The sequence below is a fragment of the Rhodopila sp. genome (genome assembly GCF_965277825.1).
Classification (GTDB): domain Bacteria; phylum Pseudomonadota; class Alphaproteobacteria; order Acetobacterales; family Acetobacteraceae; genus Rhodopila.
This window is the reverse complement of record NZ_OZ255846.1, coordinates 2,799,414-2,824,475: the sequence shown is the minus strand read 5'-3', so window position 1 is coordinate 2,824,475 and position 25,062 is coordinate 2,799,414. Positions and strand designations below refer to the sequence as shown.

At 64.4% G+C, this 25,062-nt stretch carries 20 protein-coding genes and 1 pseudogene; 7 read left to right on the top strand and 14 right to left on the bottom strand.

Annotated features, from left to right (window positions below; genetic code table 11):
* Positions 1-6: 6 nt before the first annotated feature.
* On the bottom strand, positions 7-1,584 hold the full coding sequence (locus tag ACQY4T_RS13930) for an ABC transporter substrate-binding protein (protein ID WP_428531316.1): 1,578 nt from the start codon (positions 1,582-1,584) through the stop codon (positions 7-9).
* A 2-nt stretch (positions 1,585-1,586) separates the two neighbouring features.
* Positions 1,587-2,609, bottom strand: a pseudogene (locus ACQY4T_RS13925) (histone deacetylase family protein).
* Positions 2,610-2,697: 88 nt separating this feature from the next.
* Here ACQY4T_RS13925 and ACQY4T_RS13920 point away from each other — a divergent pair.
* Both ACQY4T_RS13920 and ACQY4T_RS13915 read left to right on the top strand, forming a co-directional pair.
* On the top strand, positions 2,698-3,414 hold the full coding sequence (locus ACQY4T_RS13920; RefSeq protein ID WP_428531313.1) for a hypothetical protein: 717 nt from the start codon (positions 2,698-2,700) through the stop codon (positions 3,412-3,414).
* 251 nt (positions 3,415-3,665) lie between these two features.
* Positions 3,666-5,537: an alkaline phosphatase family protein gene (locus ACQY4T_RS13915; RefSeq protein WP_428531310.1), complete on the top strand. Its 1,872-nt coding sequence runs from the start codon at positions 3,666-3,668 to the stop codon at positions 5,535-5,537.
* A gap of 128 nt (positions 5,538-5,665) precedes the next feature.
* On the opposite strand, the gene cysE is transcribed toward ACQY4T_RS13915, so the two are convergent.
* The 4 genes from cysE to ACQY4T_RS13895 form a co-directional block, all read right to left on the bottom strand.
* Positions 5,666-6,526 (bottom strand): serine O-acetyltransferase, encoded by an 861-nt coding sequence (gene cysE / locus ACQY4T_RS13910; RefSeq protein ID WP_428531307.1) that lies wholly within the window; start codon positions 6,524-6,526, stop codon positions 5,666-5,668.
* Between the two features lie 242 nt (positions 6,527-6,768).
* Positions 6,769-7,800, bottom strand: coding sequence for a YihY/virulence factor BrkB family protein (locus ACQY4T_RS13905; protein WP_428531304.1), 1,032 nt, complete (start codon positions 7,798-7,800; stop codon positions 6,769-6,771).
* 98 nt (positions 7,801-7,898) lie between these two features.
* Complete coding sequence (locus tag ACQY4T_RS13900) at positions 7,899-9,089, bottom strand: MFS transporter (RefSeq protein ID WP_428531301.1); 1,191 nt, start codon at positions 9,087-9,089, stop codon at positions 7,899-7,901.
* A 55-nt stretch (positions 9,090-9,144) separates the two neighbouring features.
* A complete protein-coding gene (locus ACQY4T_RS13895; protein ID WP_428531298.1) occupies positions 9,145-10,200 on the bottom strand; it encodes a glycosyltransferase family 4 protein in 1,056 nt (351 codons plus the stop codon).
* A 266-nt stretch (positions 10,201-10,466) separates the two neighbouring features.
* On the opposite strand from ACQY4T_RS13895, the gene ACQY4T_RS13890 reads away from it, so the two are divergent.
* Positions 10,467-12,269, top strand: coding sequence for an ABC transporter ATP-binding protein (locus tag ACQY4T_RS13890; RefSeq protein WP_428531295.1), 1,803 nt, complete (start codon positions 10,467-10,469; stop codon positions 12,267-12,269).
* A 200-nt stretch (positions 12,270-12,469) separates the two neighbouring features.
* On the opposite strand, the gene ACQY4T_RS13885 is transcribed toward ACQY4T_RS13890, so the two are convergent.
* Positions 12,470-13,546 (bottom strand): aldo/keto reductase, encoded by a 1,077-nt coding sequence (locus ACQY4T_RS13885; RefSeq protein ID WP_428531292.1) that lies wholly within the window; start codon positions 13,544-13,546, stop codon positions 12,470-12,472.
* Positions 13,547-13,628: 82 nt separating this feature from the next.
* On the opposite strand from ACQY4T_RS13885, the gene ACQY4T_RS13880 reads away from it, so the two are divergent.
* Positions 13,629-14,264 (top strand): TetR/AcrR family transcriptional regulator, encoded by a 636-nt coding sequence (locus tag ACQY4T_RS13880; protein ID WP_428531289.1) that lies wholly within the window; start codon positions 13,629-13,631, stop codon positions 14,262-14,264.
* A gap of 14 nt (positions 14,265-14,278) precedes the next feature.
* Here the strand turns inward: ACQY4T_RS13880 and ACQY4T_RS13875 are convergent, their stop codons facing one another.
* Positions 14,279-14,953 carry a hypothetical protein gene (locus ACQY4T_RS13875; protein WP_428531286.1) on the bottom strand — a complete coding sequence of 225 codons (675 nt, stop codon included), beginning with the start codon at positions 14,951-14,953 and terminating at the stop codon, positions 14,279-14,281.
* A 309-nt stretch (positions 14,954-15,262) separates the two neighbouring features.
* Here ACQY4T_RS13875 and ACQY4T_RS13870 point away from each other — a divergent pair, with 309 nt between their 5' ends.
* Together ACQY4T_RS13870 and ACQY4T_RS13865 are read left to right on the top strand one after the other, a co-directional pair.
* On the top strand, positions 15,263-16,159 hold the full coding sequence (locus ACQY4T_RS13870; protein WP_428531283.1) for a TauD/TfdA dioxygenase family protein: 897 nt from the start codon (positions 15,263-15,265) through the stop codon (positions 16,157-16,159).
* A 12-nt stretch (positions 16,160-16,171) separates the two neighbouring features.
* Positions 16,172-17,050 carry a TauD/TfdA dioxygenase family protein gene (locus ACQY4T_RS13865; RefSeq protein ID WP_428531280.1) on the top strand — a complete coding sequence of 293 codons (879 nt, stop codon included), beginning with the start codon at positions 16,172-16,174 and terminating at the stop codon, positions 17,048-17,050.
* A gap of 21 nt (positions 17,051-17,071) precedes the next feature.
* Here the strand turns inward: ACQY4T_RS13865 and ACQY4T_RS13860 are convergent, their stop codons facing one another.
* On the bottom strand, positions 17,072-17,671 hold the full coding sequence (locus ACQY4T_RS13860; RefSeq protein WP_428531277.1) for an ABC transporter substrate-binding protein: 600 nt from the start codon (positions 17,669-17,671) through the stop codon (positions 17,072-17,074).
* 240 nt (positions 17,672-17,911) lie between these two features.
* Here ACQY4T_RS13860 and ACQY4T_RS13855 point away from each other — a divergent pair, with 240 nt between their 5' ends.
* Positions 17,912-19,231, top strand: coding sequence for a sulfotransferase family protein (locus ACQY4T_RS13855; RefSeq protein WP_428531274.1), 1,320 nt, complete (start codon positions 17,912-17,914; stop codon positions 19,229-19,231).
* 57 nt (positions 19,232-19,288) lie between these two features.
* Here ACQY4T_RS13855 and xrtA read toward each other — a convergent pair whose 3' ends face one another.
* The 5 genes from xrtA to ACQY4T_RS13830 are packed head-to-tail and all read right to left on the bottom strand — an operon-like array spanning position 19,289 to position 25,057.
* On the bottom strand, positions 19,289-20,845 hold the full coding sequence (gene xrtA / locus ACQY4T_RS13850) for an exosortase A (protein WP_428531271.1): 1,557 nt from the start codon (positions 20,843-20,845) through the stop codon (positions 19,289-19,291).
* Positions 20,845-22,113 (bottom strand): TIGR03087 family PEP-CTERM/XrtA system glycosyltransferase, encoded by a 1,269-nt coding sequence (locus ACQY4T_RS13845; protein WP_428531268.1) that lies wholly within the window; start codon positions 22,111-22,113, stop codon positions 20,845-20,847. Before ACQY4T_RS13845 ends, xrtA begins: the two co-directional genes overlap by 1 nt.
* Positions 22,114-22,143: 30 nt before the next feature.
* Positions 22,144-23,184, bottom strand: coding sequence for a FemAB family XrtA/PEP-CTERM system-associated protein (locus ACQY4T_RS13840; RefSeq protein ID WP_428531265.1), 1,041 nt, complete (start codon positions 23,182-23,184; stop codon positions 22,144-22,146).
* A gap of 5 nt (positions 23,185-23,189) precedes the next feature.
* The gene (locus tag ACQY4T_RS13835; RefSeq protein WP_428531262.1) at positions 23,190-24,059 is read right to left on the bottom strand and encodes an XrtA system polysaccharide deacetylase; all 870 of its coding nucleotides are present in this window, start codon (positions 24,057-24,059) and stop codon (positions 23,190-23,192) included.
* 17 nt (positions 24,060-24,076) lie between these two features.
* Entirely contained in the window at positions 24,077-25,057 is a 981-nt protein-coding gene (locus ACQY4T_RS13830; protein ID WP_428531259.1) for an AAA family ATPase, read from the bottom strand.
* Positions 25,058-25,062 lie beyond the last annotated feature (5 nt).

The following is a 25,062-nucleotide window of genomic DNA, read 5'->3' as shown; positions in this document are numbered from 1 at the left end:
ACTGAGTCAAGTTTCAGTTTTGCGCAGGTTCCAGAACAGGGCGTAGCCGGGCAGCACGTCGGTGACGGAACGGGCGTGGACGGTGGGCGCCAGGATCTGGCCGAGCGGGATGTAGGGGACGTCGAGGAAGGCTTGCTGCTGGATTTGCGCGGCGATCCGCTTGCGGTCGGCGAGGTCGGTGGCGAACAGCCAGTCGTTGCGCAGTTGCTCGAGTTTCGCGCTGGTGGGCCAGCCGCGCGAGGCGGCTTTGCCGTTGCCCCGGATATAGGTGTGCACGGCGGGGTCGAATTCGTCGAGGCCGGACCAATAGGTGTGGAACAGGCTCCAGCCGCCTTGGTCGACCGGGTCCTGCTTGGCCAGCCGCTGGCCCACGCTGCCCCAATCGGCGTATTGCGCATCGACGTTGATGCCGATGCGCTTGAGCATGTCGGCGCCGACGTCGCCCAGCGCCTTCAGCACCGGGAAGTCGGACGGGACCAGCAGCACGGCACGCTGATTTTGATAGCCCGAGGCGGCGACCGCCTTGGCGACCGCGGCGAGGTCGCGGGGACTGGTCAGCACCTGCATGCCGGCCGCGCTGGCCATCGGCGAGGCGGGGCAGAAGACGCCGACGCCGGAGCGCCAGTTGGCCGGATCACCGGCCGCTGCTGCCATGTAGTCGTCCTGGCTGACGGCGCCCAGCAAGGCTCGGCGGAGTGCGGGATTGTCGAATGGCGGCTGCAGATGGTTCAGCCGCATGTTGCCGAGGAAACCCAACGGATCGGCGGGCGGTATGGTCAGGTTTTCGCTGCGTTTAAGTAGCGGCAGCAGATCGAACGTTGGCGCCTCCCACCAATCCACTTCGCCCGATTGCATGGCGGCGGCGGCGGTGCCGGCGTCGGGAATGACGGTCCATTCCACTCGGTCGACATGCACGACCTTGGGGCCGGCGGTGAAGCTGGCCATGCCATCGGGGCGTGGCAGGTAGGCTGGGTTGCGCTGGTAGACGACGCGGGCGCCGGCGACGTGTTGATCGGCTTGGAAGCGGAACGGGCCGCTGCCGACCATCTGGGTGATCTGCTTGAACGGATCGGTGACCGCCAGGCGTTCCGGCATCATGAAGCACACGTTGGAGCCTGGCTTGCCGAGGGCGGCGAGCAGCAGCGGGAAGGGTCGTTTCAAGCGAAACCGGATGGTCTTGTCATCGGGGACGGAGAGTTCGTCGGTGACCGCCATGACGGTCTGGCCGAAGCTGTCGCGAACGCCCCAGCGGCGGATGCTGGCGACGCAGTCGCGGGCGAGCACCTTTTCGCCGTCATGCCACAGCAGCCCGTCGCGCAGGTTCATTTCGCGGGTCAGGCCGTCGGCGGTTATGGTATCGCCTGCAACCATTTGCGGGGAAACCCGGTATGCGCTGTCGGTGCCGTAGAGGGTATCGAACACCATCATGGCGTGGTTGCGGGTGACGTAGGCACCGCTCCAGATCGGGTCGAGTATGCTGAGGTCGGCCTGCGGGATGAAGCGCAGCACGCTGGCTTTGTCGGCGCGGGCGATGCGGGGCGCGGCGAGCGCGGCGGCGGCGGCGAGGAGGCTGCGGCGACGCATGGTCAGATCACCTCCAGGCCTGTGAGGAAGGCGGTTAGGTTGGCGGCGAGTCGTTCGACGAGGTAGCGGCCTTCCTGGATCAGCACGGTGGGCAGACCGAGCGCGGCGATTTCGCGGCCGACGGTTTCGAAGCCGCCGGCGGTGACGGCGAGATTGGCCGCGGGGTCGCCAAGCTGGGCGTCGAAGCCGACCGACACGATCAGTGCCGACGGGCGTCTGGCGGCGATGGCGTCGAGCCCCTGCCCTACTGCGGCGGCAAAACCGTCATCGCCTGTGTCGGGTGGCAGCGGCAGGTTCAGGTTGCAGCCGAGGCCCGAACCTTCACCGGTCTCGTCGGCGTATCCGGCAAACCAGGGATACAGGCCGGCGGGGTCGCCGTGGACCGAAACGTAGTGGACGTCGTCGCGATGGTAGAAGATCTGCTGGGTACCATTGCCGTGATGGACATCGAAATCGAGGATGGCGACGCGGCCGCTGCCTCGGTCGAGCATGCGTTACGCGGCGATTGCTGCGTTGTTCAGGTAGCAGAAACCTCCGGCCATGTCGGTATGGGCGTGATGGCCGGGCGGGCGGCACAGCGCGTAGGCGTATCGTTGCTCTGGAACAACGTTATCGGCGGCGTCGATCGCCGCGTGGGCGGAGCCGAGCGCGGCGGTCCAGGTGGCGGCGACGATCGGCGCGCTGACGCTGCTGAGGTACCAGCCGGCCTGTCCCATCACCGCATCTGGCCGGCGTGCCCGATGACGCACAGCGTAGGCTGGGGCGCGCAGGATCGGACCGGGGTTGGCGAGCGCCTGAAAGCGGGTGAATGCGGTTTGCAGGAAATCGAGGTAGTTGGCGTCGTGCAGGCGCTGGATTGGGGTCAGGCCATGATCGGTGCAGGGTTTGGTGACGAGGCCGGCGGCGCGCACCGCGCCCAGCAGCGCATCGGCCCGAGCCGGAACCTCCCAGTAGGGGCGCGTGTCGCCGGGGTGGGTGAAGCGATCAGGATCATGGGCGGCGTGGTCGGTGGGGATGACGATCATTCAAAAGCTCCAGCGAGGCCACCGTTGTTCGAGGCGAATGTATGGACGAAGCGTAGGGCTGGCCTGGGTGGCATGCAAATTTGTTCACTTGCGTTTCCTGGTCTGCTTGGGTTTGATGCTGTGCCTTTATTGCACATTCAACGTAAACGGGGAGGCTGCGATGGCGGTTTCTAGGGCTGTATTGTTTGTTGCTGCCGCGAACTTGGGTATCGGGTTGGTCGCGGGTCCGATGGTGGCAGCTCCTGCCAGTCAGGAAGTGCAGCAGCCGGCGGCCGGGGCGACCCGGGTGCGAGGGGTGATCGATGTTATCAACCCGCATGAAATGCGGGTCGCCACGCGCACCGGCCACGAGGTCTCGTTGAGGTTGGCAAACAATGCCACCGTGACCTGGATCGAGCCGATCGCGGTGACGGCTATCAAGCCAGGGTCGTTTATCGGCACCGCCGCGGTGAAGCAGCCGGACGGCACGTTAAAAGCGTTGGAAGTTCAGGTGTTCCCGGAATCGATGCGCGGTGTCGGCGAGGGCCATCGGCCGTGGGACCTGGGGGCCGACAGCAGCATGACCAACGGGACCGTTGGAGACCTGAAAGTGTCGAACGGCCGCACCTTGACCTTGACCTATAAGGGCGGCGAGCAAACCGTGTTCGTGCCGGAGACGGCGCCGATCATCACCTATGCTCCGGCGACTGTGGCGGCGCTGACGAAGGGTGCTCACGTCATCGTGTTCGCGATGCAGAATCCCGACGAGACGCTGACGGCGACGCGGGTTGGCGTCGGCAGGAATGGGCTGCTGCCGCCAATGTAGGCTGGTTTGGCTTGGGCGCAGCGTGGCGCGGTGCGACGCGTCGTCGGGGCATGGTGTTGGCGCCCGAAGCACGGGATTGGTTTCACGAGGGCGTAATATTTGCAGTTTCGTCAGTATTGAAACCGACATTCAACTGTAAGTCGGGCGTAACCTAGCGGCGATAGGTATTCCGCTGTCCACCATCAGGCAGTGAGGAAAACACTATGCTACGGGAACGTCGAACGACCGTCAGTTATCTGGCGATGTTATCGATGCTAACAAATTTCGTTGCGCCAGTCGCGTTCGCCGCGCCGTTGCAGGCCAACGATGACAACACGACGACGCCGATCAAGCACGTGATCGTCATCTACGGCGAGAACCGCAGCTTTGACCACCTATTCGCCACCTATACCTCGCCGTCCGGCGACAAGGTCAACAACCTGCTTTCCGAGGGCATCGTCAACGCCGACGGCAGCGCGGGGCCAAACTTCGCCAAGGCGGCGCAGTCGATGGCGAGCAACACCTCCGGTTTCCAGATTGCGCCGTCGAAGACCGGCCCGTATCAGACCCTGCCGCCGTTGAACGCCGGCGGTCCGAAGGCCAATAGCGACAGCGCTCCGCCGTTCAATACAATCGCACAGGCGCAAGACGCGACCAGCGACCTGCTGCCGCGCGGCTACAAGCTGTTGTTGACCGGCGCGACCGGGCTGACCTCGGGGGCGCTGGATACACGCTTGCCGAATGTCAGCAGCCTGCCGAACGGACCCTATTCGTTGAGCCCGGGCATTCCGTACGATGCCTACACCGCCAGTCCGGTGCACCGGTTCTACCAGATGTGGCAGCAGGTCGATTGCGATATCAGCCATGCGACGTCGAGCAATCCCAGCGGCTGCCTGAATGACCTGTTCCCGTGGGTCGAGGCAACGATCGGGGCCGGCACCAACGGCGCGGCGCTGACCCCGGGCGGGATCACGCCGTCGGGCGAAGGGTCGGTGTCGATGGGCTTCTACAATGTCGCAGAGGGCGACATGCCGTATTTCAAGAAGCTGTCCGACCGATACACGATCAGCGACAACTACCACCAGCCGGCCAAGGGCGGCACTGGTCTCGACAGCATCTTCGCCGGGTTCGGCGACGCGCTCTGGTATAGCGACGGCAAGGGCAACGCGACCCCGCCGCCCAGCGGCCAGATCGAGGACCCCGATCCGCAAAGCGGCACCAACAACGTCTATACGAATGACGGTTACGGCAGCTCGACGACCGGCAAAGGCGGTTCGTACAGCGAGTGCAGCGATTCGAGCCAGCCGGGTGTCAAGCCGATCCTTGACTACCTGAGCGCACTTCCCACTAAGGTTAACCCCAATTGCGACGCGGGGCATTACTACCTGCTGAACAACTACAATCCCGGCTACTACTCCGACGGCTCGATCGATCCGACGACGTTCACTGTTCCGCCGGTCTCGACGCCAAGCATCGGCGACGACCTGTTGAACAAGGCGGTGTCGTTCGCCTGGTTTGGCGAAGGCTGGGATCAATCGGTGGCAGAGCCGACGAACCCGAACAACCTGTACTGCAACATCTGCAACCCGTTCAATTACCAGTCGAAGTTCATGGCTGATCCGTCGTTGCGCAATGTTGCCACGCAGGATACCGCGGATTTCTATAATGACCTGCACACCGGTACTCTTCCGGCGGTTTCCTTCGTAAAGCCATCGGGCCTGAACGACGGTCATCCGGATTCCTCGAAGTTCGACATTTTCGAGAACTTCACTCAGAAGCTGCTGCGTGAGTTGCGAAAGAACCCGGAGCTTTGGAAGTCCACGGCAGTGTTCATCACGGTCGATGAGGGCGGCGGGTACTACGACTCGGGGTATATCCAGACGCTGGATTTTTTCGGCGACGGCACCCGGATCCCGCTGATCGTGGTGTCACCGTATTCGACTGGGGGGCACGTCAATCACACCTATACGGATCACGTCTCGATCCTGAAGTTCATCGAGAAGAATTGGAGCCTGCCACCGATCTCGGGCCGCAGCCGGGATAATCTGCCTGATCCGCAGCCGGGGCCGAGTGACTATATTCCGGGCAACCGGCCGGCCATCGGCGACCTGATGGATATGTTCAACTTCAGCCAAGGCGGGTAGTTACCGAGCAAACGATGAACGAAGGCCGGAGCGCGTTGCTCCGGCCTTTTTTTGGCCAGGGCCCGTCGGTGCTCGCGGACGGTGTGGCCAAGCCGGTCGTGGCATCGGGGGCAGACGTGACGACGGCGTCAGATGGTGTAGTTAAACGACTCGTAGCTGAGATCGCTCAATGCCTGATTCATCGATCGAGACGGCTCGTCGGTTTCGAGGATACGCACGACCTTGGCCGGCACGCCCGCCACCGTGGCGTGCGCCGGCACCGACTTCAGAACCACCGAACCGGCGGCGACGCGGGCGTGTGCGCCAACCTCGATATTGCCGAGGATGGCAGCCCCAGCCCCGATCACCACGCCGTTGCCGACCTTGGGATGACGATCGCCGGATTGCTTGCCGCTGCCGCCGAGGGTGACGTGATGCAGCAAGGAGACGTCATCGCCGAGCGTTGCGGTCTCCCCGACGACGAGGCCGGTTGCGTGGTCGAGGAAGATGCCATGGCCGAACGTTGCCGCCGGGTGGATGTCGGTCTGGAACACCTCCGACGAGCGGCTTTGCAGGTAGAGCGCGAAATCGCGTTCACCGTTGTGCCACAGCCAGTGGTTCAGCCGGTGTGCCTGGATGGCGTGGAAGCCCTTGAAATAGAGGAACGGCTCGATCAACCGGTTGCAGGCCGGGTCGCGGTCCAGCACCGCGGCGATGTCGGCCTTGGCGGCCTCGACCAGGCAGCCGTCATCCTCGGCTGCCTTGCCGAAGGCTTGCACGATCAGCGGCAGCGAGATGGTGTCGTTTTTCAACCGGGCGGCGACGCGGTGGAACACCGCGGCCTCGAAGCTGGGTTGATTAAGGATCGAGTCGAAGAACAGCGAAGCAAGCTTGGGTTCGGCTTCATAGGCCGCCTCGGCTTCCTGGCGCAGCCGAGCCCAGAGCGCGTCGGTGACGGCCGCGGCCTGATCGGGGTGGACGAGCGTCAAGTGGCACGGGCTTGGGCGCATTTTCCTGGGTTTCCGCAGTTCGAGCTGCCCGTGATGGGACGCTTTCAGCTACATGTTCGGATGAGCGGGAGCTTCGTCAACTCCCTTTATCGACTTACGGCGTGCCTGGTTTCGGGTGAGTCCTGCTCGGGACGAGTAACAGCCGGGCAAACCATTGTTTTTGCTTGGATTTCAGACACTGGCGGCGATTGCCTCGCGGAAGTGGCGTGACGCAGTGGCCTGATCCGGGACGACCCGAGTTCTCAGGACGCCGGCCCGCCGATAACACTGGCGGCGCGGGCGCGAAGACCGGGCGTGGGCTCAGGCTGGGCGACGGTTGAATCGGCATCGGTCTGGTGCTCGGCCTGAGCGTTGATCACAGCGCCGAACAGGGTGACGAAGGAGGACAGATACAGCCAGGTGAGCATCACGATGACCCCGCCGAGCGATCCGTAGGTTTTATCGTAGCTGTTGAAATGCGAGACGTAGATGGTGAAGACCAGCGATCCGATCAGCCACAGCAGGGTGGCAACGATCGCCCCTGGGGAAACCCAGTGCCAGCGCGCAATGTGGCGATTGGGTGCGAACCGGTATAGCAGTGCGAGGCCGAGCATGACCACTACGAGAAGCAGCGGCCATTCCAGCACCAGCAGCAGCCATTTGGCCGACCCGGTCAGGCCGACGAACTGGATTACCGCCGGCAGCACGCCGACCAGGGCGATGACGATCATTCCGCCAACCAGCACTAGCAGGGTCAGCCCAATGGCGAGCAGGTTGAGCTTGAAGAATCCCCTGGTCTCTTTCTGGTCGTAGGCAATGTTGAATGCGCTGATCAGCCCGCTGATGCCGCGTGAGGCGCTCCACAGCGCCAGCAGCAGGGCGATGCCGGCACTGATGCTGAGCGATCCGTGCGGGGCGGTGACCAGGTTGTGCAACTCGTCGCCGATCAACTGTGCGGTTTGCGGCGGCAGGACGTTGGACATGGAGGCGACCTGGCGTTCCACCTGGACCGGGTCGAACAGCAGGCCGTAGATCGAGACCAGAGCGGCGAGAGCGGGGAACAGGGCAAGCAGGACGGCGTAGGTCACGCCGCCCGAAGCCAGGAAGATGTTGTTGTCCGAGACCTCTTTCCAGGACCGGACCAGGATGTCCTTCCAGCGGCGCGGCGGAATCTGGTGCGGTTCGCTGGCCATGCCCCGAACCTGTCGCTTGGTCCTGCGAGCCGGTTTTTCAGTCGGTGGCGGCGCGATGACGTCGAGGTCGCGCTTCAACTGGTCCAGGCGTGACTCGGTCATCGTCGGGTTCCATGGCGGGGTTACGAGCATAACGGTATTTGTCGCCGGCGGTTCCGGCGGCGATCGGAGGGTGCCGGGGGCGGCGGAGCTGGCAAACTTCAGGCGGCAGGTCTGGGCCGTCGGGTCTCCGGCATGGCGATCCCAAGCAAGCCGACCGCCGTGACTCCCACCGCGGCCAGCAGCAGGAATGTCGTCGCCTCACCGAACCGAGTGCCGATCCAGCCGGCGATTAGCGTGGCGCAGGTGGCACCGAGGCCGGACGCCAAGCCGAGTGCGCCGATCGCCAGGTTGAGGAAGCCGGTTCGCCTGGTCAGGTCGGCTGCGATCAACGGCAGCATCAAGCCGAACACCGCGGCACTGACGCCGTCCAGCGCCTGCAGGACGGTCAGCGGCAGCGCGCCTGGCACCACGGCGAACAGCAGCGCGCGCAGCGGCACGGCGGCGAATCCGACCATCAGCACTGGACGCCGGCCGATGCGCTGCGCCAAGGTGCCGGCCCAGGGGGCGAGCAGCGCGGTGACGATCTGTGGCACGATGATCGTGGCCGAAACCACCAGGCCAGGCGCTCCGCCGCCTCGCGTCAAACCACTCAGCGCGATCGGCAGCAGCGCGGCGTTGGCAAGCTGGAACAGCACGACCGCGGCGGCGAACACGTGCAGCGTGGGATCGGCGAAGATCTGCCAGGGTTTGTGCTCTCGCTCCCGCGGGTGGCGCAGCGCCGAGTGGTCATCCTCGGGGTCGGCGCAGTCCGCCATACGGATCATGAACAGGCTGGCCAGCGCCGGCACCACCAGGGCGGCGGTCACCAGGAACACCGCCCGCTCCGAGATCACTGCTGCCGCCGCGCCAAGCAAGGCAGCCGACGCGGCGTTACCCAGCGAGGCGTAGCGGGTGTTCTGGCCAAGCCGTTCGCCGTAGCTGTCGTGGCCGCATATCGAAAGCGTCAGCGCGGCGATCGCCGGGGTCATGACGCAACTGGCCAGGCCATGCAGGATCTGGGCGCTGAACACCAGCTTCTGGGTCGGTGCCAGGCACAGCATCAAGGCACCGGCGCCAAGTGCGATCAGCGCGCCGGCGGCGGGAATCCGTTTGCGGTGGATCTCGTCGACCAGCATTCCGCCGGGAAGTTGGCCGAGCAGCGCGGCGAAGGTGCCGATACTCAGTGCCAGGCCAAGCGCGCCGAGTGTCCAGCCACTGAGCGTCAGCCAGACCGCGATGAACGGGCCGAACCCTGCCTGGACCGCGGCTGTGAAGAAGTTCAGTCCGTTCAGGCCCAGCCGGCTTCGCACGTGATTGAACGCCTTGAGCGAGGCCTGATGTCGGGCGCGGTGCCCGCCGGCCGTCCTATGCCGTCAGAGCGTGCAGCCTGGTTGCCGGCTGGGCAAGTTCCTCATACAGATCGACATAGTCCTCGGCCATGCGACGGGCGGTGAAGCGGCGGTCGAACGTGGCGCGGACGCGGGCGCGGTCGATCGTATCGATCTTGCCACACGCGGCGACCGCCTGATCGATGTCGTCGACGATGAAACCGGTGACCCCGTGATCCAAGACCTCCGGCACCGAACCGCAGTTGAAAGCGATGACCGGAGTGCCGCAGGCCATCGCCTCGATCATCACCAGGCCGAACGGTTCCGGCCAGGCGATCGGAAAAATCAGCGCGTGGGCCCCGGACAGGAAGGCGGGCTTCTGTGCGTCGTTGATCTCGCCGATGAATTCGACATCGGGGTTGCCTTGGATCAACGGCTTGATCAGCGTGTCGTAGTATTCCTTGTCGGCGTTATCCACCTTGGCGGCTATCTTGAGTTTCAGCCCGGCCCGGCCAGCGATCCTGATGGCGCGTTCGACGCCTTTTTCCGGCGAGATGCGGCCGAGGAAGGCGGCATACTCCTGCGTGCTGGGTTGTGGGGTCAGCAGGTCGGCCGGCATGCCGTGCTGCACCGTGCGCACCCAGTTCAACTGTGGGATTGGCCGTCGCTGGCTGTTGGAGATCGAAACGAAGGGACAATCGGCGAAGGTGGCGTAGGCGTCGACAAATTCCTGAATATCCAGCCGGCCGTGCAAGGTGGTCAGGAACGGCACCTGTTGGCGGCTGAACAGCGATAGCGGAAAGTAATCGATATGGAAGTGCAGGACGTCGAATTCGTCCTTACGCCGGTATATCAGCTCGACCATACGATAGTATATGGCGATCCAGTCCTTGACCGAGGGATCCAGGCGCAGCGCCTGATCGCGCATTGGGGCCAGCTTGGCGGAGGTTACTGAATCGCCGCTGGCGAACAGCGTGACGTCGTGGCCCAACGCCACCAGTTGCTCGGTCAGCGAATAGACCACGCGTTCGGTTCCGCCGTACAACTTTGGTGGCACCGCCTCGAACAGAGGCGATATTTGAGCAATACGCATAAGTATTCGGCCCCTGAATGGACTGTTAATTTGGTGGCGGAAAGCGCTTTTTTCTTGTGATCACATCCACTCAACTTGTACTTGACTTCACAATCCAGAGGCGCTTATCTATGGACGGTTATAGTTCTCGAATGTGGCGAAAAGTCGGCGTGTTCGGTCCAGTTTTGGGGTTTCCGCCCCGACGGGTTTCCAGGCAGGACATGGCGAAGGCAAGCCCAGCGGCCCGGGTCCGCATCCTATCCCGGCTCAAGGAGTCCGCCTTCGCCATGCCGCACCGTCCGGGGACCCAGGTCCCGCGTCCCGAAACCTTCATTACGATGCGCGGACGCCCGCTGAGGTTTCTGTTCGGCTACATGCGCGGCCATCCCGCCGGCCACCTGGTGGTGCTGCTTTCGGTCATCGCCGCGGTGACCTGCGCGGTGTCCACCCAATACGGCATGAAATACCTGGTGGACATCGTTGCGTCCGGGCCGAAGGCAGCGGGAAATCAAGTATGGACCGCGTTCGCGCTGCTGTGTGCCCTGGTGGCGGCGGACAATCTGTCCTGGCGCGTCGGCAGCTACGCCGCGCATCGCGCCTTCGTCGCGGTCACCGGCGACATCAGGCGAGACCTGTTCGCTCATCTGGCCGGGCACTCGCCGAGCTACTTCGCTGACCGCCTGCCGGGGGCGCTGGCCAGCCGCATCACCGCCACCGCCAACGCCGCATTCACCGTAGAGAGCACCGGGGCCTGGAACGTGCTGCCGCCAAGCTTCGGCGTGCTGCTGTCGATCTGCGTCATCGGTACAGTCAACCTGGCGCTGGCCGCAACGCTGATGGCGATCGCCCTGCTGCTCGGCGCGGTGGTGTTCGTCATGGCGCGCCGCGGCACCGAGCGGCACCGCGACTATGCCGAGAAGGCTGCCGCGGTGGACGGCGAGCTGGTCGACATCCTCGGCAATTTCGCCGTGGTGCGAGCATTCGGTGCGACGTTCCGCGAGCGAACCCGGGTCGGCGACCGGATCCGGACCGAGATGGCCTCGCGCCGCCGCAGCCTGTTCTATCTTGAGCATATCCGGCTGCTGCATGCGGTGCTGACCGCGCTGCTGACCGCCGGGGTGATCGCCTGGGGCATCGTGCTGTGGCAGAACGGCCAGGCCAAGGTCGGCGATCTGGTGCTGATCACCGCCCTGGCCTTCGGCATCCTGCACGGCAGCCGCGATCTGGCGGTGGCGCTGGTCGATCTGACCCAGCACGTCGCCCGGCTGCAGGAAGCGATCTCGACACTGCTCGCGCCACACGATCTGAACGACCGGCCCGGCGCGCGCCCGCTGCCCGCCGGTCCCGCCCGGGTAGCGTTCGAACGCGTGTGCTTCGCCTACGCGGATCGCGCCGCGGTGTTGAACGACTTCAATCTGCTGATCGCTCCGGGCCAGCGCGTCGGGCTGGTCGGTCTCTCGGGCGCCGGCAAGTCAACCGTGCTGGCACTGCTGCAACGCTTCCACGAGGTTGACGGCGGCCGCATCTCGATCGACGGGCATGACATCCGCGACGTGACCCAGGACAGTCTGCGCGACGTCATGGCGCTCGTGCCGCAGGATGTGTCGCTGTTCCACCGCTCGGTGCTGGAAAACATCCGCTACGCACGCCCCGACGCGACCGAGGCCGAGGTTCTGGCGGCCGCCGACATGGCGCACTGCCGGTCCTTCATAGAGGCCATGCCGGACGGCTTCGCCACGATCGTCGGCGACCGCGGGGTGAAGCTGTCCGGCGGACAGCGACAGCGCCTGGCGATCGCCCGCGCATTGCTGAAGAACGCACCGATCCTGCTGCTGGACGAGGCCACCAGCGCGCTGGATACCGAATCCGAGCAGGCGATCCAGCATGCGCTGGACCGGCTGATGGCGGGCCGCACCGTGATCGCCATCGCGCACCGGCTGTCGACACTGCAACGCTTCGACCGCATCATCGTGATGGACCGTGGGCATATCGTCGACGACGGCACTCCCTCCGACCTGGCGGAGCGGGCCGGACCCTATCGCGACCTGTTGCGAAGGCAGCAGATGGATCCGGTGGCTGCGGCGGCCTGACGCATGGTCTGCCGCTGCTTACGGCATTATCGGTGCAGTTAAACTGATAATGGTCCGCAACTTATTGTTTGATAATGAGAGGCAATTCCCGCTTTTGGTGATGCTACCAAAAGCGATCGCACCCAAGACAGCGTGAGGCGAACCAGCTTCGAGTTCGAGGCCTGACGGGAGGCGCAGGCCGGCGGCCGAATGGCGCTCCACTACTCACCCCAGCCCGAGACACCGTGACCGCCAAAGACCATGCGGCGGATCGCCGGCATCGTCAGCCCGGTGCTGAAGCCAGGCGCGGGCGCGCTGGCGGCGTTCAATCGGCTGATCTGGTCGTTACTGAGCGCGATCTCGGAAGCGGCCACGTTGCTTTCCAGTTGGTGCGCATTGCTCGCCCCGACGAGTGTCGAGGTGATACCGGGACGCGCCATCACCCACGCCAGAGCGACCTGCGCCACAGGACGGTCCAGCTCGGCAGCGATGGACTTCAGTGCTTCCAGAGTCACCCAATTCCGCTCGACGAACTTGCTGTCGCCAAACGGATTTGCGCCGCTCAGCCGGCCAATGCCGCTGGTGTTTCCTCGGTGATATTTGCCGGTCAGGAAGCCGCCCGCCAGCGGGCTCCAAGGCATCACCCCCATGCCTGCCTCGCGCGCCGCCGGGATATGCTCGTCCTCGACGTCACGCGCGACCAGCGAATATTCCACCTGGATGGCGATTGGACCGGGTATGCGGCGCTCCGAGGCGATCGTGGCTGCTTTCATCGCGAGCCAGGCGGGCATGTCGGAGAATGCATAATACCGGATCTTGCCTGCCCGGACCAGGTCGCCCAACGTCTGCACGATCTCCTCGACCGGCGTTACGCTGTCCCAGATGTGCATCCAATAGAGGTCGACATAGTCGGTCCCGAGCCGCTTGAGCGATGCGTCGAGCGCCCGGTAGATGTTCTTCGCGCCGGCGCCCCCAGCATTCGGATTGCCGCCGCCCGCCGGGCTGGCCGTCAGCGGGCTGGCCGAGGCGTTGAACGCGAATTTGGTCGCGAGCACGATGTCGTCGCGGCTCTTGGTCTGCTTGATGCAGCGGCCGACCAGTTCCTCACTGGCGCCCCCGGAATAGATATCGGCGGTGTCGACAAAGTTGCCGCCGGCGGCGCGATAGGCGTCGAAGATCGCGCGTGAGGTCGCGTCATCGGCGCCCCACTCGCCGGGACCGAATGTCATCGTGCCGAGAGCCAGTGGACTGACGACCAGGCCCGAGCGGCCCAGGGTGCGAAAGTTTGTGAGTGACACGATGCGTTGTCTTTCATAATGTTCGTTATGAAAGTCATGGACCCGCCAGGTTGGCCGGTCAAGGTGTTTTTGAACGATCACTATGAAAGCTGCCGATCACCCGCCACGTCGCAAGACGGGCCGTCCTCTTTCGTTCGACCGGGATGCCGCGCTGGAAACGGCGATGACGACGTTCTGGCGCCATGGCTACGAAACCACCTCGATCGTCGATTTGACAACGGCGATGGGGGTAAGCGCGCCCAGCCTGTACGCGGCTTTCGGGGACAAGAAGAAGCTCTTCCTCGAGGCCGTGCGTCTGTATGTCGGCGACCCGGAGGAATTGGAGCGCAGGATCAACAACGCGCCGACGGCCCATAACGCTGCACGCGAAATGCTCAAGTCAATCGCCGCGGCCTATACCGGAGACTCGACGCCGAAGGGTTGCCTGCTGGCGAGTGCGACCGCCAGCGGATCGTCCGCGTCGCACGATGTTCAGGAAGCGATCGCCGACATCCGGCGCGGTGTCGCCATTGCATTTCGTAAGCGCGTGGAACGTGACATCGCCGACGGCCTTCTGCCGCCGCATACCGACGCCGCGGCGCTGGCTGGCCTCGTCGTAGCTTTGACGCAGGGCTTGTCCGTGCTGGCGCGGGATGGGGCGACGCGTTCTTCACTCCTTGCCATCGTCGAAGCGGCAATGACCGGCTGGCCGACCGCAAAGGCGCTACGTCCTTTGTGAGGTCTGGCCGCCACTCAGGCGAACAACATCGCCGGCGGCTGACCGGGGGGATGGGCATGGTCGAACACCACCCAGGCGTGGTGGTGTTGGGCGTGGTTGGTTCGCTGCCCCATGTCGAACCAGCGGATGCGGTGGGTCAGCACGATCACCGCGGCGAACGGCGCGGCCGACATCACCTGGGCCACCCGTTTGCCGGCAATCCATTGCAGGCGCACCAGCAACGCGAGCTGTCCTTCCACGCTGGCGGTCAGCATCAGCGCATGGCGCAGAAAGCCCATCATCGCCGCAGAAGAGCGAGACTGGCCCTGGTGCGAACCTGAGTCGCCATAGGGCGGATTGGTCACGATGCTTCGACACCCGTCCGGCACCGTCCGGCAGGTGAGAAAATCGACGCCCGGGCGGCCGAAGCCGCGTTCGGCGATGTCGGTCGAGGCGACGTCGTAGCTGTGCGCGGCGAGCACGCTGGACATTGCGCCGTCACCGCAGCACGGCTCCCATATTGGGCCGCGGAATTGGACATGGGCCAGCAGCGCCTCGGTTACCCAGGACGGCGTCGCGTAGAAATCGCGCGCCTCACGCTGGTAGCCGGAAACGTGGATCGCGCGAATATCGACCGGGTTGGGGGGTTTGACGACCAGCTTGCGGGGGGTGTTCACCTCGGCGACCGGCAGTCCGAGTTGGGAGAGCATCAGGACATTCTCATGCGGTCGGCCGGGGCCGGGGTCGGTCTGGTTTGCATTGCGACACTCCGTTGCGGGATCAATGAGCTGCGCCGTGACTCGGCCATCCAGCCGATTCGGAGGCGAATAGTACTGCGCGGGCCGTGGGCCGAGCAAGCAACCGATGGAGGCCGCGAGCGACAGAGGCATCTTCGAACCAACCTCGGTGCGCTTCTTCCTGGCCGCGTCCGGCGGGGCCAGGATTGGAAAATTGGCGCGATCGCGGTTACAGTGATTGACCGTTTCGATGGACCACACGCGGCAGGAGGCGGTTTGAACATGCGTATCACGGCGTTGAACCCGAGGTTCGTCGGCGAGGTCTCCGACATCGATATCAGCTTGACCTTGTCATCCGATGCGGTGGCGGCGATCGAGGCCGGGATGGATCGCTATGCCGTGCTGGTTTTCCCAGGCCAGGAGCTGACCGACGAGCGACAATTCGCCTACAGCCGCAACTTCGGCGAACTTGAAGCGACGTTGATCGGGCAGATGTCGAAGCCCGCCGAACGGCGGCTGGGCCCGGTGGAGATTGGCGATATCTCGAACCTCGACCCCGCCGGAGGGTTGCGCGCGCGGGACGACAGTCGGCGGATGTATTCGCTGGGCAACCGGCTATGGCACTCCGACGCCTCGTTCCGGGCGAACGGGGCGGGATATTCGCTGCTGTCGGCGCGCGTCGTCCCGGATTCTGGCGGCAACACCGAGTTTGCCGACACGCGAGCCGCCTACGACGCACTTGACGACAAGACCAAAAACGCTATCGAGGAATTCGTCACCGAACATTCGATCGCCTTCTCACGCGGCGAGTTGGGTTTTTCCGACTACGGCCCGGGCAACGAGGGCAAGGTCCGCCCGGTGCGGCATCGATTGGTGCGGACCCATCCGGTAAGTGGGCGCAAGTCGTTGTATCTTTCGGCCCATATTGGCACCATCGTAGGCTGGCCGATGCCGGAGGCGCGCGCGTTCATTCGTGATCTGACCGAGCACGCGACGCAGCCGGAATTCGTCCATGCGCATCGCTGGCGGGTTGATGACCGGGTGATGTGGGACAACCGCACCACGATGCATCGCGTTCGACGCTTCCGCGACCTGCAAGAGGTGCGCGACCTGCGCCGGACATCGATCAAGGGAACCGGCGTGACGGCGCCGCAGGCCCCTGCCCTCGCCGCTGAATAACGGAGGAACGCCATGTCCATTACGATCAAACAACTGGCCTCGAGCTTCGTTGGCGAGGTTTCCGGCATCGACATAACCCAGGCCCTGACCCAGGCGCAGGCCGCCGAACTCGAGGCCGGCATGGATCGATACGCCGTGCTGATCTATCACGATCAACGGTTCACCGATGACCAGCAGAAAGCATTCAGCCGCAATTTCGGAGCGCTGGAGGACACCGCCTCGGCCACTATCGTCACCGGGCGTCGGCTGGATCCCGACATGGCGGATGTTTCGAACCTCGGCGTGGACCATAAGCCGCTGGCACGCGACGACCGGCGGCGGCTGTTTAACCTCGGCAACCAGCTCTGGCACTCCGATAGCTCGTTCAAGGCGGTGCCGGCGAAATTCTCGCTGCTATCGGGCCGCATCGTGGTCGACGCCGGCGGCAACACCGAATTCGCCGACATGCGCGCTGCCTACGACGCGCTCGACGACAGGACCAAGACCGAGATCGAGGATCTGGTCTGCGAGCATTCGCTGATCTATTCCCGCGGGCTGCTTGGTTTCACCGACATCACGGATCAGGAACGAGCCAGCTTCAGGCCGGTGCGGCAACGGTTGGTCCGGGTGCATCCGGCCACCGGGCGGAAGTCGCTCTATCTGTCGTCCCACATCGGCACCATCATCGGCTGGCCGATGCCGGAAGCGCGTGCGCTGATTCGTGACCTGACAGAGCACGCGGTGCAGCCTCGGTTCACCTATTCACACAGGTGGAGACAGTTCGACCTGGTGATGTGGGACAACCGCTCGACCATGCATCGGGTGCGGCGCTTCGATGAAACCGAGGTGCGGGATATGCGCCGGACCACGGTAGCCGGTGACACCGTGACCGTCGAGCAGATGGCGGCGTGAACAGGGCCGCGCTTCACGGGATCAGGCGGCTCCATCGGAAAGGTCAGCGGATTTGCTGCGCAAGCTGTCAGCCAGGGCCTTCGGGCCACCCCTAGTCAATAGCCGGCGAAAATCCGACCGCTGCACCGCGACGCGGCTGATCGAGCCGTCCGCCAACACATCGACCGCACGCCAGCCGGATGCCCCATCACGCATCACGTAATCCAACTCATGCCCAGTCCCCGATTTGGGAATGATCCGAGTCTGCACCACCTGCTCGACGCCGACCGCTCGGGTAGTCGGGGCGATTTCGAAACGCTGACCGTTAAAGTTGATGAAGCTGTTGACATAGCTCACAACCGTGTAACGGCGGAATGCTTCCGTTAGCATGGCCTGCTGTTCCGGTGGCAATGCCGCCCAGGTTGCGCCGACCGATTCCTGAAGTACTACACTGAGATTGAATGTCTGATCGATCACCGGAGCCAGCATGCTGACGCGCTGGCGGAACGGCGTCGCCTGACCGGCCTTCATTATCTGCAGCAGACCGTCGATAAGGCGCTGTATCGGCTCAATAACCGCATTGATGTCGGCCGCGCGAGCCGGAACCGCTACGCCGACGAAGATCGCGGCGACACCCGCCATAAATCCACGCCGGCAACAGTAAATCGTATTCATCGGAACGACCCTATACCCGATATTTCGTCGTTGGCACACCATGTTGGGGTTTTAGCTGACATCATCCAGATACAAAGCGAGCGTTGGCTCCGAACCCATGTTTCTGGATCACGTCGGCTCACTGTTTTGTGTCCTGGTAGTCGGTTTTCGACTCCTAGACTCATTATCAGATGGCAGCATCGCAGCGTTTACGCGGGAGACTTGACTTTGACGATCACGACCACGGCGCTTCGCCTGTCGGACAGGGTCGGTGCGTCACTTGGCTTGATGGATCGGCCGCTGGACCCCGATCCGCTCATTCGCAAGGCAAGACACCAAACAGGGCTAAGCGATTTCGGTGATGCGTCATTCATTGGCCCGCTGACTCGGCTGCTCGACGCGTGTTATGCTGAATCAGCACTCAGCATCGTGGGCCGGCAGGCAACGAAGTGGGATGTCGTTCGGTTCCTGTCCAATCTGCTGATCCTGCAGGATGCGGCGGCTCGCAGTCCGGCGATCGATGAGACGCCGATCCGCCGGCCAGTTTTCATCACCGGTCTGCCGCGCAGCGGCACCACCTTTCTACATCGTTTGATGCTGATGGACCGGGTGAACAGAGCGCCGGCAGTGTGGGAAACGATTGCCCCGTCACCATCGGCTGGAACGCAGCAACAGCGCATCGCCAGGGTTACCCGCCAGTTGCGAGCCTTCGAGTGGCTGGCGCCGGAATTCCCTGCGCTGCACCCGCTGCGAGCAACCTCGCCGCAAGAATGCAGCGAGATCACCGCCCACGTGTTTCGCAGCCTGCGCTTCGATACCAACTATAACGTACCGTCCTACAGCGACTGGTTGGACGCCGATGTCCTTCGTCATCTGCCTGCATATCGGTTTCACAAGCGGTTCCTGCAGTTTCTGCAGCACCAGGATCTGCAACAGTGGGATGCGCGCGATGGCCGCACGTCGAGCGGAGCGCAGCGCTGGGTGCTGAAGTGCCCGGAACATCTGTTTGCGTTGCAGGCGATCCGGGCGGTCTATCCGGACGCGAGGCTGGTATTCGTGCATCGTGATCCGGTGAAAGTCCTGCTGTCTCAGGCTCAGTTAACCGAGGTCCTGCGCCGCCCGTTCACCCGCCGGCTCGATCCGCGCGCGCTTGGACCGCACGAGAGCCGGCGCTGGCTGGATGGGACGCGCCGGATGATGGAGGCGGGCGACGACGCCGGCTTCCCAAACCCGATCTGTCACGTCCACCATATCGACCTGATCAGCGACCCGGTCAGCACCGTCGAGGGTGTATACCGCCATTTCGGCATGACGCTGGCACCCCGCCTGGCGGCCGATATCGAAGCACAAGTCGCCGCCAGGCCGAACGGTGGCTACGGCGAGCACAGCTACCACTTCGAGGATCACGGGCTCGATGAACAGCAAGAGCGGGCCAAGTTCCGGCCATACATGGTGCATTTCGGCGTCACCGGGGAGGCGGCGCCGAGGCGTCGCGCCAATCTGTCGGAACAGATCGCCTGCGGTGAAGAGCCGACCCTGCAGTCCTGAATTGTGCTCATGACAGACCAGCGGCGCCCGCGCCGGGTGAGCGCGTTGGGCACCGGTTCAGTCCAAGCGGGCCGACAGGGTGGCGATGGTTTGGTCGAGAGTACCGTGGTTGCGCAGGAATGTCGCCAGGCTGGACTCGGCTTCCCGACGTTCGGCGGGGTTCAGCACGGTCCAGTCCACCGCCGGCGTCAGCGTCACGACAATTGGCGCGAAATTCGATCCGAAGAGGCTGTCCATCGCCATTCCGACCCGCATTGCCAGCCCGGGCCGGACCGGCTTGCCGTTGACCCAAACCGACACGGCGACAGCGAACGCGGGATCGTTGGAGGTGATGATCCGCCAGGTGCTGGGGGTAGCGTCGCCGGTCGCCAGCCAGTGCTCCTCGTGCCCCTCGGTGTCGGCGTGAACCACCAGACGGCGACGCTCCGACATCAGCGGAGCGGCGGTGATCCGCGGAGAGAATGCCTGCCAGGTCATCTGCATCGCTAAACCGCCACACCTGACGAGCTGGGTGCGGGAGGGAAGCATCGCGGCGTCCGGGGCGATGGCGCGCACGATGCAGCCGGGACCGACATCAATGACTAAGGGCGCGGCAACCGGGGTCGCGGTGGCGCTGGTCAGGGCGGCCGCCAGCGTCGGACTGAGCGCCGCGATGACGACTGTCGCCAGCGTGATGAAGCCTGCTCGAAGCATGGTTGGCGGAGTGGCGTGAGGCTGGGTTCGCGGTGCTGCCGAAGCGGTAGGAACCTGATCCTGGCGGAACGGCAGTCCCAGCACGACCAGCAGCAGGATCACCGCAGAGAAGAACAGCCAGCCGTAGATGATGTGGTCGGCGGCTGCGGCCTGGGCGCTATTCAGCAGGTATCCAAGATAGACGATGCCAAGGCCGCGGAAGCCGTTGGCGACGATCGGCGCGATAATGGAAATTAGCACGAACAACCCGCGCCGTAGTGGAGTACGATACATCAACAGCGCATAGAGGCAGCCGAAGGCAATCGCGGCGATCAGGAAGCGCAGCCCGGCGCAGGCCTCGGCAACGAAGAAGGTGCCTTGCGGGATTTCGATGGTGTAGCCGTCGATGTAGGCGGGAATGCCAAGCACCTGCAGGCCGACACGGATGAACCCGGTGGTGAAGGCCTGCAGGTCGGGCGTCAGGAACTCCCCGAACGGAACCAGGAAGTAAAGATAAAGCAGCGGGCCGGCCATCCCCCACCACAACCGCGGGCCGAGCAGTGCGAGCAGCAGCAATTCGACGAAGCTGACGGCGACGAGCTGCCTTCCCTCCATGATCCCCAGGCGTTCAGCCAGCAGCCAGACGGCCGCCAGCGGCAGACCGAGCAGCAGGACTGCAGGCATTGGGCGCGGCGGCAGCGCAACGAGATCGGAACGCCGGTCCCACAGCAGGTACAGTGTGATCGGTATGACCATGTAACAATGATTGTAGGCGGTGGAGTCGTTCCAGGTCCGGATCGCGGCCAGCACCTCGGGGTGGAACAGCGCAGCCAGCAGCAACACACCGAAGCCGGCCGCCAGGCCGACTTGGCGCCGATCCCGGGCAGCGGGGTCAGCATGCAGCCGAACCGGAGCGACGTGGTCCAGCACGGGCGCGTTCATCAGTGACTGCTTTCGACAGGTTGCAGATGCGACACCGGCGCTGAGCGGTGCACGGCCTCGGCCGGCGGCATCCCCGGGCGCAGAATGTCGTCGAAGCCGCGCAACGTCGCGTCCCAGTCATAGTTGCTGATGATACGACGACGAGCGGCGGCGCCGATCGCGACGCCGTCCGTCGTGATGGCCAGACGACAGCAGGCTGCGGCGAAATCAGCCGCGGTGTCAGCGAGGATGGCTTCCAGCATCGGGACGGCGGCGATGCCTTCGAGCGCACCGGCGGTGAGCACAACGGGACGGGCCATCGCCATTGCCTCCAGCACCTTGTTCTGAATGCCTCGGGCGATCCGCATCGGAGCGACGCCGGCGGTGGCATGGGCGATATAAGGCCGGACGTCGGGCACTCGGCCGGAGACGAAGACGCCAGCCCGTTGGTCCAGCTTTCGCACCTCGGGGCTGGGGTTGCTGCCGACGACGTGGAACTGGGCGGCGGGCAGGCTGGCCTGGATCAGCGGCAGGATCTCCGCGGCGAACCAAGCCGCGGCATCGCCGTTGGGCGGGTAATCCATGGTGCCGGTGAAGACGAAATTCGGCCTCGTGGTATCGTATGGCGGCGGATAGTGCGACGCCGGGTCGAAGTAGCGATAATCGACGCCATTGCTGACGCCGCGGATGGTTTTGGCGCAATCGGGATTGTGGCGGGCGAACAATGCGGCCTCGGCGTCGGAAACCAGCGCCGACAGCGCGCAGTGGCGAGCGATGCGGCGCTCGAGTTCGGCGATCTTGCGCCATTCACGACGGTAGACCGGGCGCATCGGGCTTTTTGTTGCGTTGGCGAAGGCGCGCCATTTCTCGGAATCGACATCGACCAGATCGACCACCGTTTTGCCGGTGTTGGGCAGGTCGAGGACATAGGGCGCCATGTTGGACGAATACACGAAAGTGATTGCCGGGCGGACGGTGTCGACGACGTTGTTTACCCAGTCGATCAGCCCGCGATGGCGGAAATACATTACGCTGAGCGCGTCGGCGGTCAGCAGGCCGGTGAGGCAGGCCAGTCGGGCGGTGCGCCGGTTGATTTGGGCGACGTGGATGTCGCGGCACAGCGGGCGCAACGCGTCGATGTATTGGCGGTCGTCGGGATCGTCGATCAGGCAGCCGAGGTGGATGTCATACCACTGCGCCAGGTATTTCAGTTCGTGGAAGGCGCGGATCTTCTCGCCCTTGGTCGGCGGATAGGGCAGTCGTTGCGCCAGGAACAACAGGTCAGACATCGGCGGCAGGACGTTGTCCGGTGATCATGGCTAGCCGATGCCGCGGACGATGGATGGACCCAGCAGATTGGCCAGCGGCAGCGGCAGGCGTTTCCAGGCGGCGATGAAGGTTCGGTATTTCGGGTTCAACGGGTTGTGGTCCGGCATCGGGTGGCCTGGTTTCAGGCGAAACCTGTAGTTCAGCGGTTCGGGGTCAAAGCCCCAGTTGTGCTTGAACGAGAACGAGCCGGTGCCGATCTTGGAACGGCCGAAGTCGAACAGCCGGCTGCCGCGATCGGCCGCCCTTCGCATGGTTTCCCAGTACAGGAAATCGTTGCCGGCGCGGCCTCGGGCGGCCGCTGAACCGCCGCCGTAATATGGCAGCACCTCATCGCGGAAATAGAAGTTCATCACTGCGGCGATCGGGGTTTGCTGGTCGAGCACGGTAACGATGTCGGCTGCGTCGGCGAAGCACTCCATCAGGATGCGGAAGTAGCGGCGCGAGAACACCGGAGTGCCGAGATTGCGCACACTTTCGGCGTAGATCCGGTGCAGTGCGACAACATCGCGGTTGGCGGTGGAGGTGAGGCCGTTCTGGATCGCCTTGCGCACCATCGCCCGCTGCTTGCGCGGGATCGCCTTCATGTTGCGGTCGTGGTCGGCCTCGATCGATTTGCGGAAGGTCACGTAAAGATCGGGCCGGTCGGTCCAGCCAGGGGGTGCGGGTTCGCCGCCATCGCGGTGGCGGAATTCGAGCGCGCTGGATGGGCTGCGTGCCAGCAGTTGTTCGGCGTGGGCGATCAACGCCGCCAGGCTTTCGGCATCAGCGGTCAACGGGCCGCCATAAACGCAGAACGGGTTGGAGATCAGGGTGTCGCCAAACAACAGGGATTTCACCCGCGCCAATGGCAGCACCCCGGTGATGGCGCCGTCGCGTTCGGTGAAGCTGTAGAAGGTTTCGTGGCCGAACGCGGCCTCGATCACCCTGGCCCAGGCGGCGAGGTGAAAGAAGCTGCCGGCGGGCATCGCGGTGACGAAGCGGTCCCAGGCGGGTTCGCTGACGACATCGAGGGTGCGGACCGAGACCGACATCGCTGTCAGGCCGCCTCGGCTTCGGTGGCGGAAGGCACGGCGGGGCTGGCCGGGGTTTCGCCCAGTAGAGGGGCGAAAACCCGGTCCATTCGCTCCCAGTTGAAGTCGCGCAGCAGATGGTCGAGATCGCCGGCCATGCGTGACAAGTTGGTGTAGTGCCGCAGGCGGGATTTCCAGCCGGCGTTGCGGATGCGCGGTTGGGCGGGGTCGATTTCCCATGGGTGGAAGTAGAAGATGCCGGGCTGGCCGTGGCGGTTGATCCGGGTCAGCCCGGCGCGATACAGCACGGTGGGCAGCAGGCGGAAGTAGCCGCCGCCGGAACATGGCCAGTTGCGGCCCGCGAGGCGCAGCGTGGTCATCGGCAGTTCGATGACTCCGTCGGGGTCGGGGCGAAACGGCAGGCGCGGTGCGTCCGGCATGCCGTAGAGATCGTGTCGGATCGGATTGATGCTGGAACTGTAGCGGTAGCCTTCCTGGCGCAGAATCGGGAATGCCCACATGTTGCGCGCACCGATCGAGAATGTCGCCGCCCGATAGCCCGTGACGCTGGCGCCCCCGATGTCCTCAAGCAACGTACGGGTGCGGCGAATGTCGGAGCGGAAGGTTTCGGGGTCCTGGCGATCGACCCTGGTATGGTCCCAGCCGTGGCTGGCCAGTTCATGGCCATCGTCGACGATACGGCGGATCAGCGCGGGACAGCGTTGCGCCACCCAGCCCAGCGTGAAGAAGGTCGCGGCTATTCCGGCGGCGGCGAATTGGTCGAGTATGCGGTTGGTATTGGCCTCCACGCGGGACGGGAACGAAGTCCAGTCAGAGCGATCGATACAGTGGGCGAATGCCTGGACCTGGAAGTAGTCCTCGACGTCGACCGTCATGGCGTTCTGTATTTGCTTCATACTGCCCCCAAGGCGACGCCAGTGGTTTGCGCTTCCATCAGGTCGAGGACCTGCTTGAATAGAGTGTCCTGGCGTAACGAGTGCTGTTCCAGGGCGACGACGCGGTGGCGCAGATCGTCGCTGGCCGGGGCGGTCGGGGCGGACGTCGGTTGTGGTCCGATCCCGAGGTCGCGGTTGAGCTCTTCGGCGGTGGCATCGACCATTGCGGCGGTGACCGCGTGGGCTTGCTCGAGCGCGGCGAACAGCAGCACGCGGGAACACAGCGTGTTGATCCGGCGCGGGATGCCGCCGGTGTGGCGGTGGATGGCGGTGAACGCCGCCTCGTCCCACAGCGGATCGTCGCGCCAATCGACGGTGCGCAGGCGATGTTCGATATAGAGCCGGGTTTCCGGTTCGGTCAGCGGGCCGAGATGGGTGGAGGCGAGCACGCGCTGGCGCAGTTGTTCCCAGTCCTGGCTGGCCAGGATCGGGCGGAACTGGGGTTGGCCGAGCAGCACGGTCTGCAGCGAGGCCCGGCCGTCGACGGTAATGTTGGACAGCATGCGCAGTTCCTCCATCGCCGCCAGCGAGAGGTTCTGTACTTCGTCGATCACCAGCAGGCAGCGCCGGCCCTGGCGGCGCTGGTCGCGCACCATGTGTTCGAAGCGGCGCAGTAACGTCGATTTTTCCGTGCCCGGCGTGTCGCCAAGGCCGAAATTGGCCATCGCCAGGCGCAGCAGGTCGTCGCCGGAGACCTGGGTGGTGACGACCCGGGCGATGACATAGGTGTTGCGGTCGAGTTGCGAGCACAGTTGTTCGGTCAGCGTGGTCTTGCCGGCGCCGACCTCCCCGGTGATGACAATGAAGCCTTCCTGCTGCGACAGGCCGTAGACCAGGTGCGCGATCGCTCGGCTGTGGCCTTCCGACCCGAAGTAGAATCGGGTGTCGGGGGTCAGCAGGAACGGCAGGCCGGAGAGGTTGTAGAATTTGTCGAACACGGAAG

Coding starts and splice junctions, on each gene's coding strand:
- ACQY4T_RS13930 (WP_428531316.1), bottom strand. CDS start 1,584: ATGCGTCGCCGCAGCCTCCTCGCCGCCGCCGCCGCGCTCGCCGCGCCC.
- ACQY4T_RS13915 (WP_428531310.1), top strand. CDS start 3,666: ATGCTAACAAATTTCGTTGCGCCAGTCGCGTTCGCCGCGCCGTTGCAG.
- cysE (WP_428531307.1), bottom strand. CDS start 6,526: ATGCGCCCAAGCCCGTGCCACTTGACGCTCGTCCACCCCGATCAGGCC.
- ACQY4T_RS13905 (WP_428531304.1), bottom strand. CDS start 7,800: ATGACCGAGTCACGCCTGGACCAGTTGAAGCGCGACCTCGACGTCATC.
- ACQY4T_RS13895 (WP_428531298.1), bottom strand. CDS start 10,200: ATGCGTATTGCTCAAATATCGCCTCTGTTCGAGGCGGTGCCACCAAAG.
- ACQY4T_RS13890 (WP_428531295.1), top strand. CDS start 10,467: ATGCCGCACCGTCCGGGGACCCAGGTCCCGCGTCCCGAAACCTTCATT.
- ACQY4T_RS13880 (WP_428531289.1), top strand. CDS start 13,629: ATGAAAGCTGCCGATCACCCGCCACGTCGCAAGACGGGCCGTCCTCTT.
- ACQY4T_RS13875 (WP_428531286.1), bottom strand. CDS start 14,953: ATGCTCTCCCAACTCGGACTGCCGGTCGCCGAGGTGAACACCCCCCGC.
- ACQY4T_RS13870 (WP_428531283.1), top strand. CDS start 15,263: ATGCGTATCACGGCGTTGAACCCGAGGTTCGTCGGCGAGGTCTCCGAC.
- ACQY4T_RS13865 (WP_428531280.1), top strand. CDS start 16,172: ATGTCCATTACGATCAAACAACTGGCCTCGAGCTTCGTTGGCGAGGTT.
- ACQY4T_RS13860 (WP_428531277.1), bottom strand. CDS start 17,671: ATGGCGGGTGTCGCCGCGATCTTCGTCGGCGTAGCGGTTCCGGCTCGC.
- xrtA (WP_428531271.1), bottom strand. CDS start 20,845: ATGAACGCGCCCGTGCTGGACCACGTCGCTCCGGTTCGGCTGCATGCT.
- ACQY4T_RS13845 (WP_428531268.1), bottom strand. CDS start 22,113: ATGTCTGACCTGTTGTTCCTGGCGCAACGACTGCCCTATCCGCCGACC.
- ACQY4T_RS13840 (WP_428531265.1), bottom strand. CDS start 23,184: ATGTCGGTCTCGGTCCGCACCCTCGATGTCGTCAGCGAACCCGCCTGG.
- ACQY4T_RS13835 (WP_428531262.1), bottom strand. CDS start 24,059: ATGACGGTCGACGTCGAGGACTACTTCCAGGTCCAGGCATTCGCCCAC.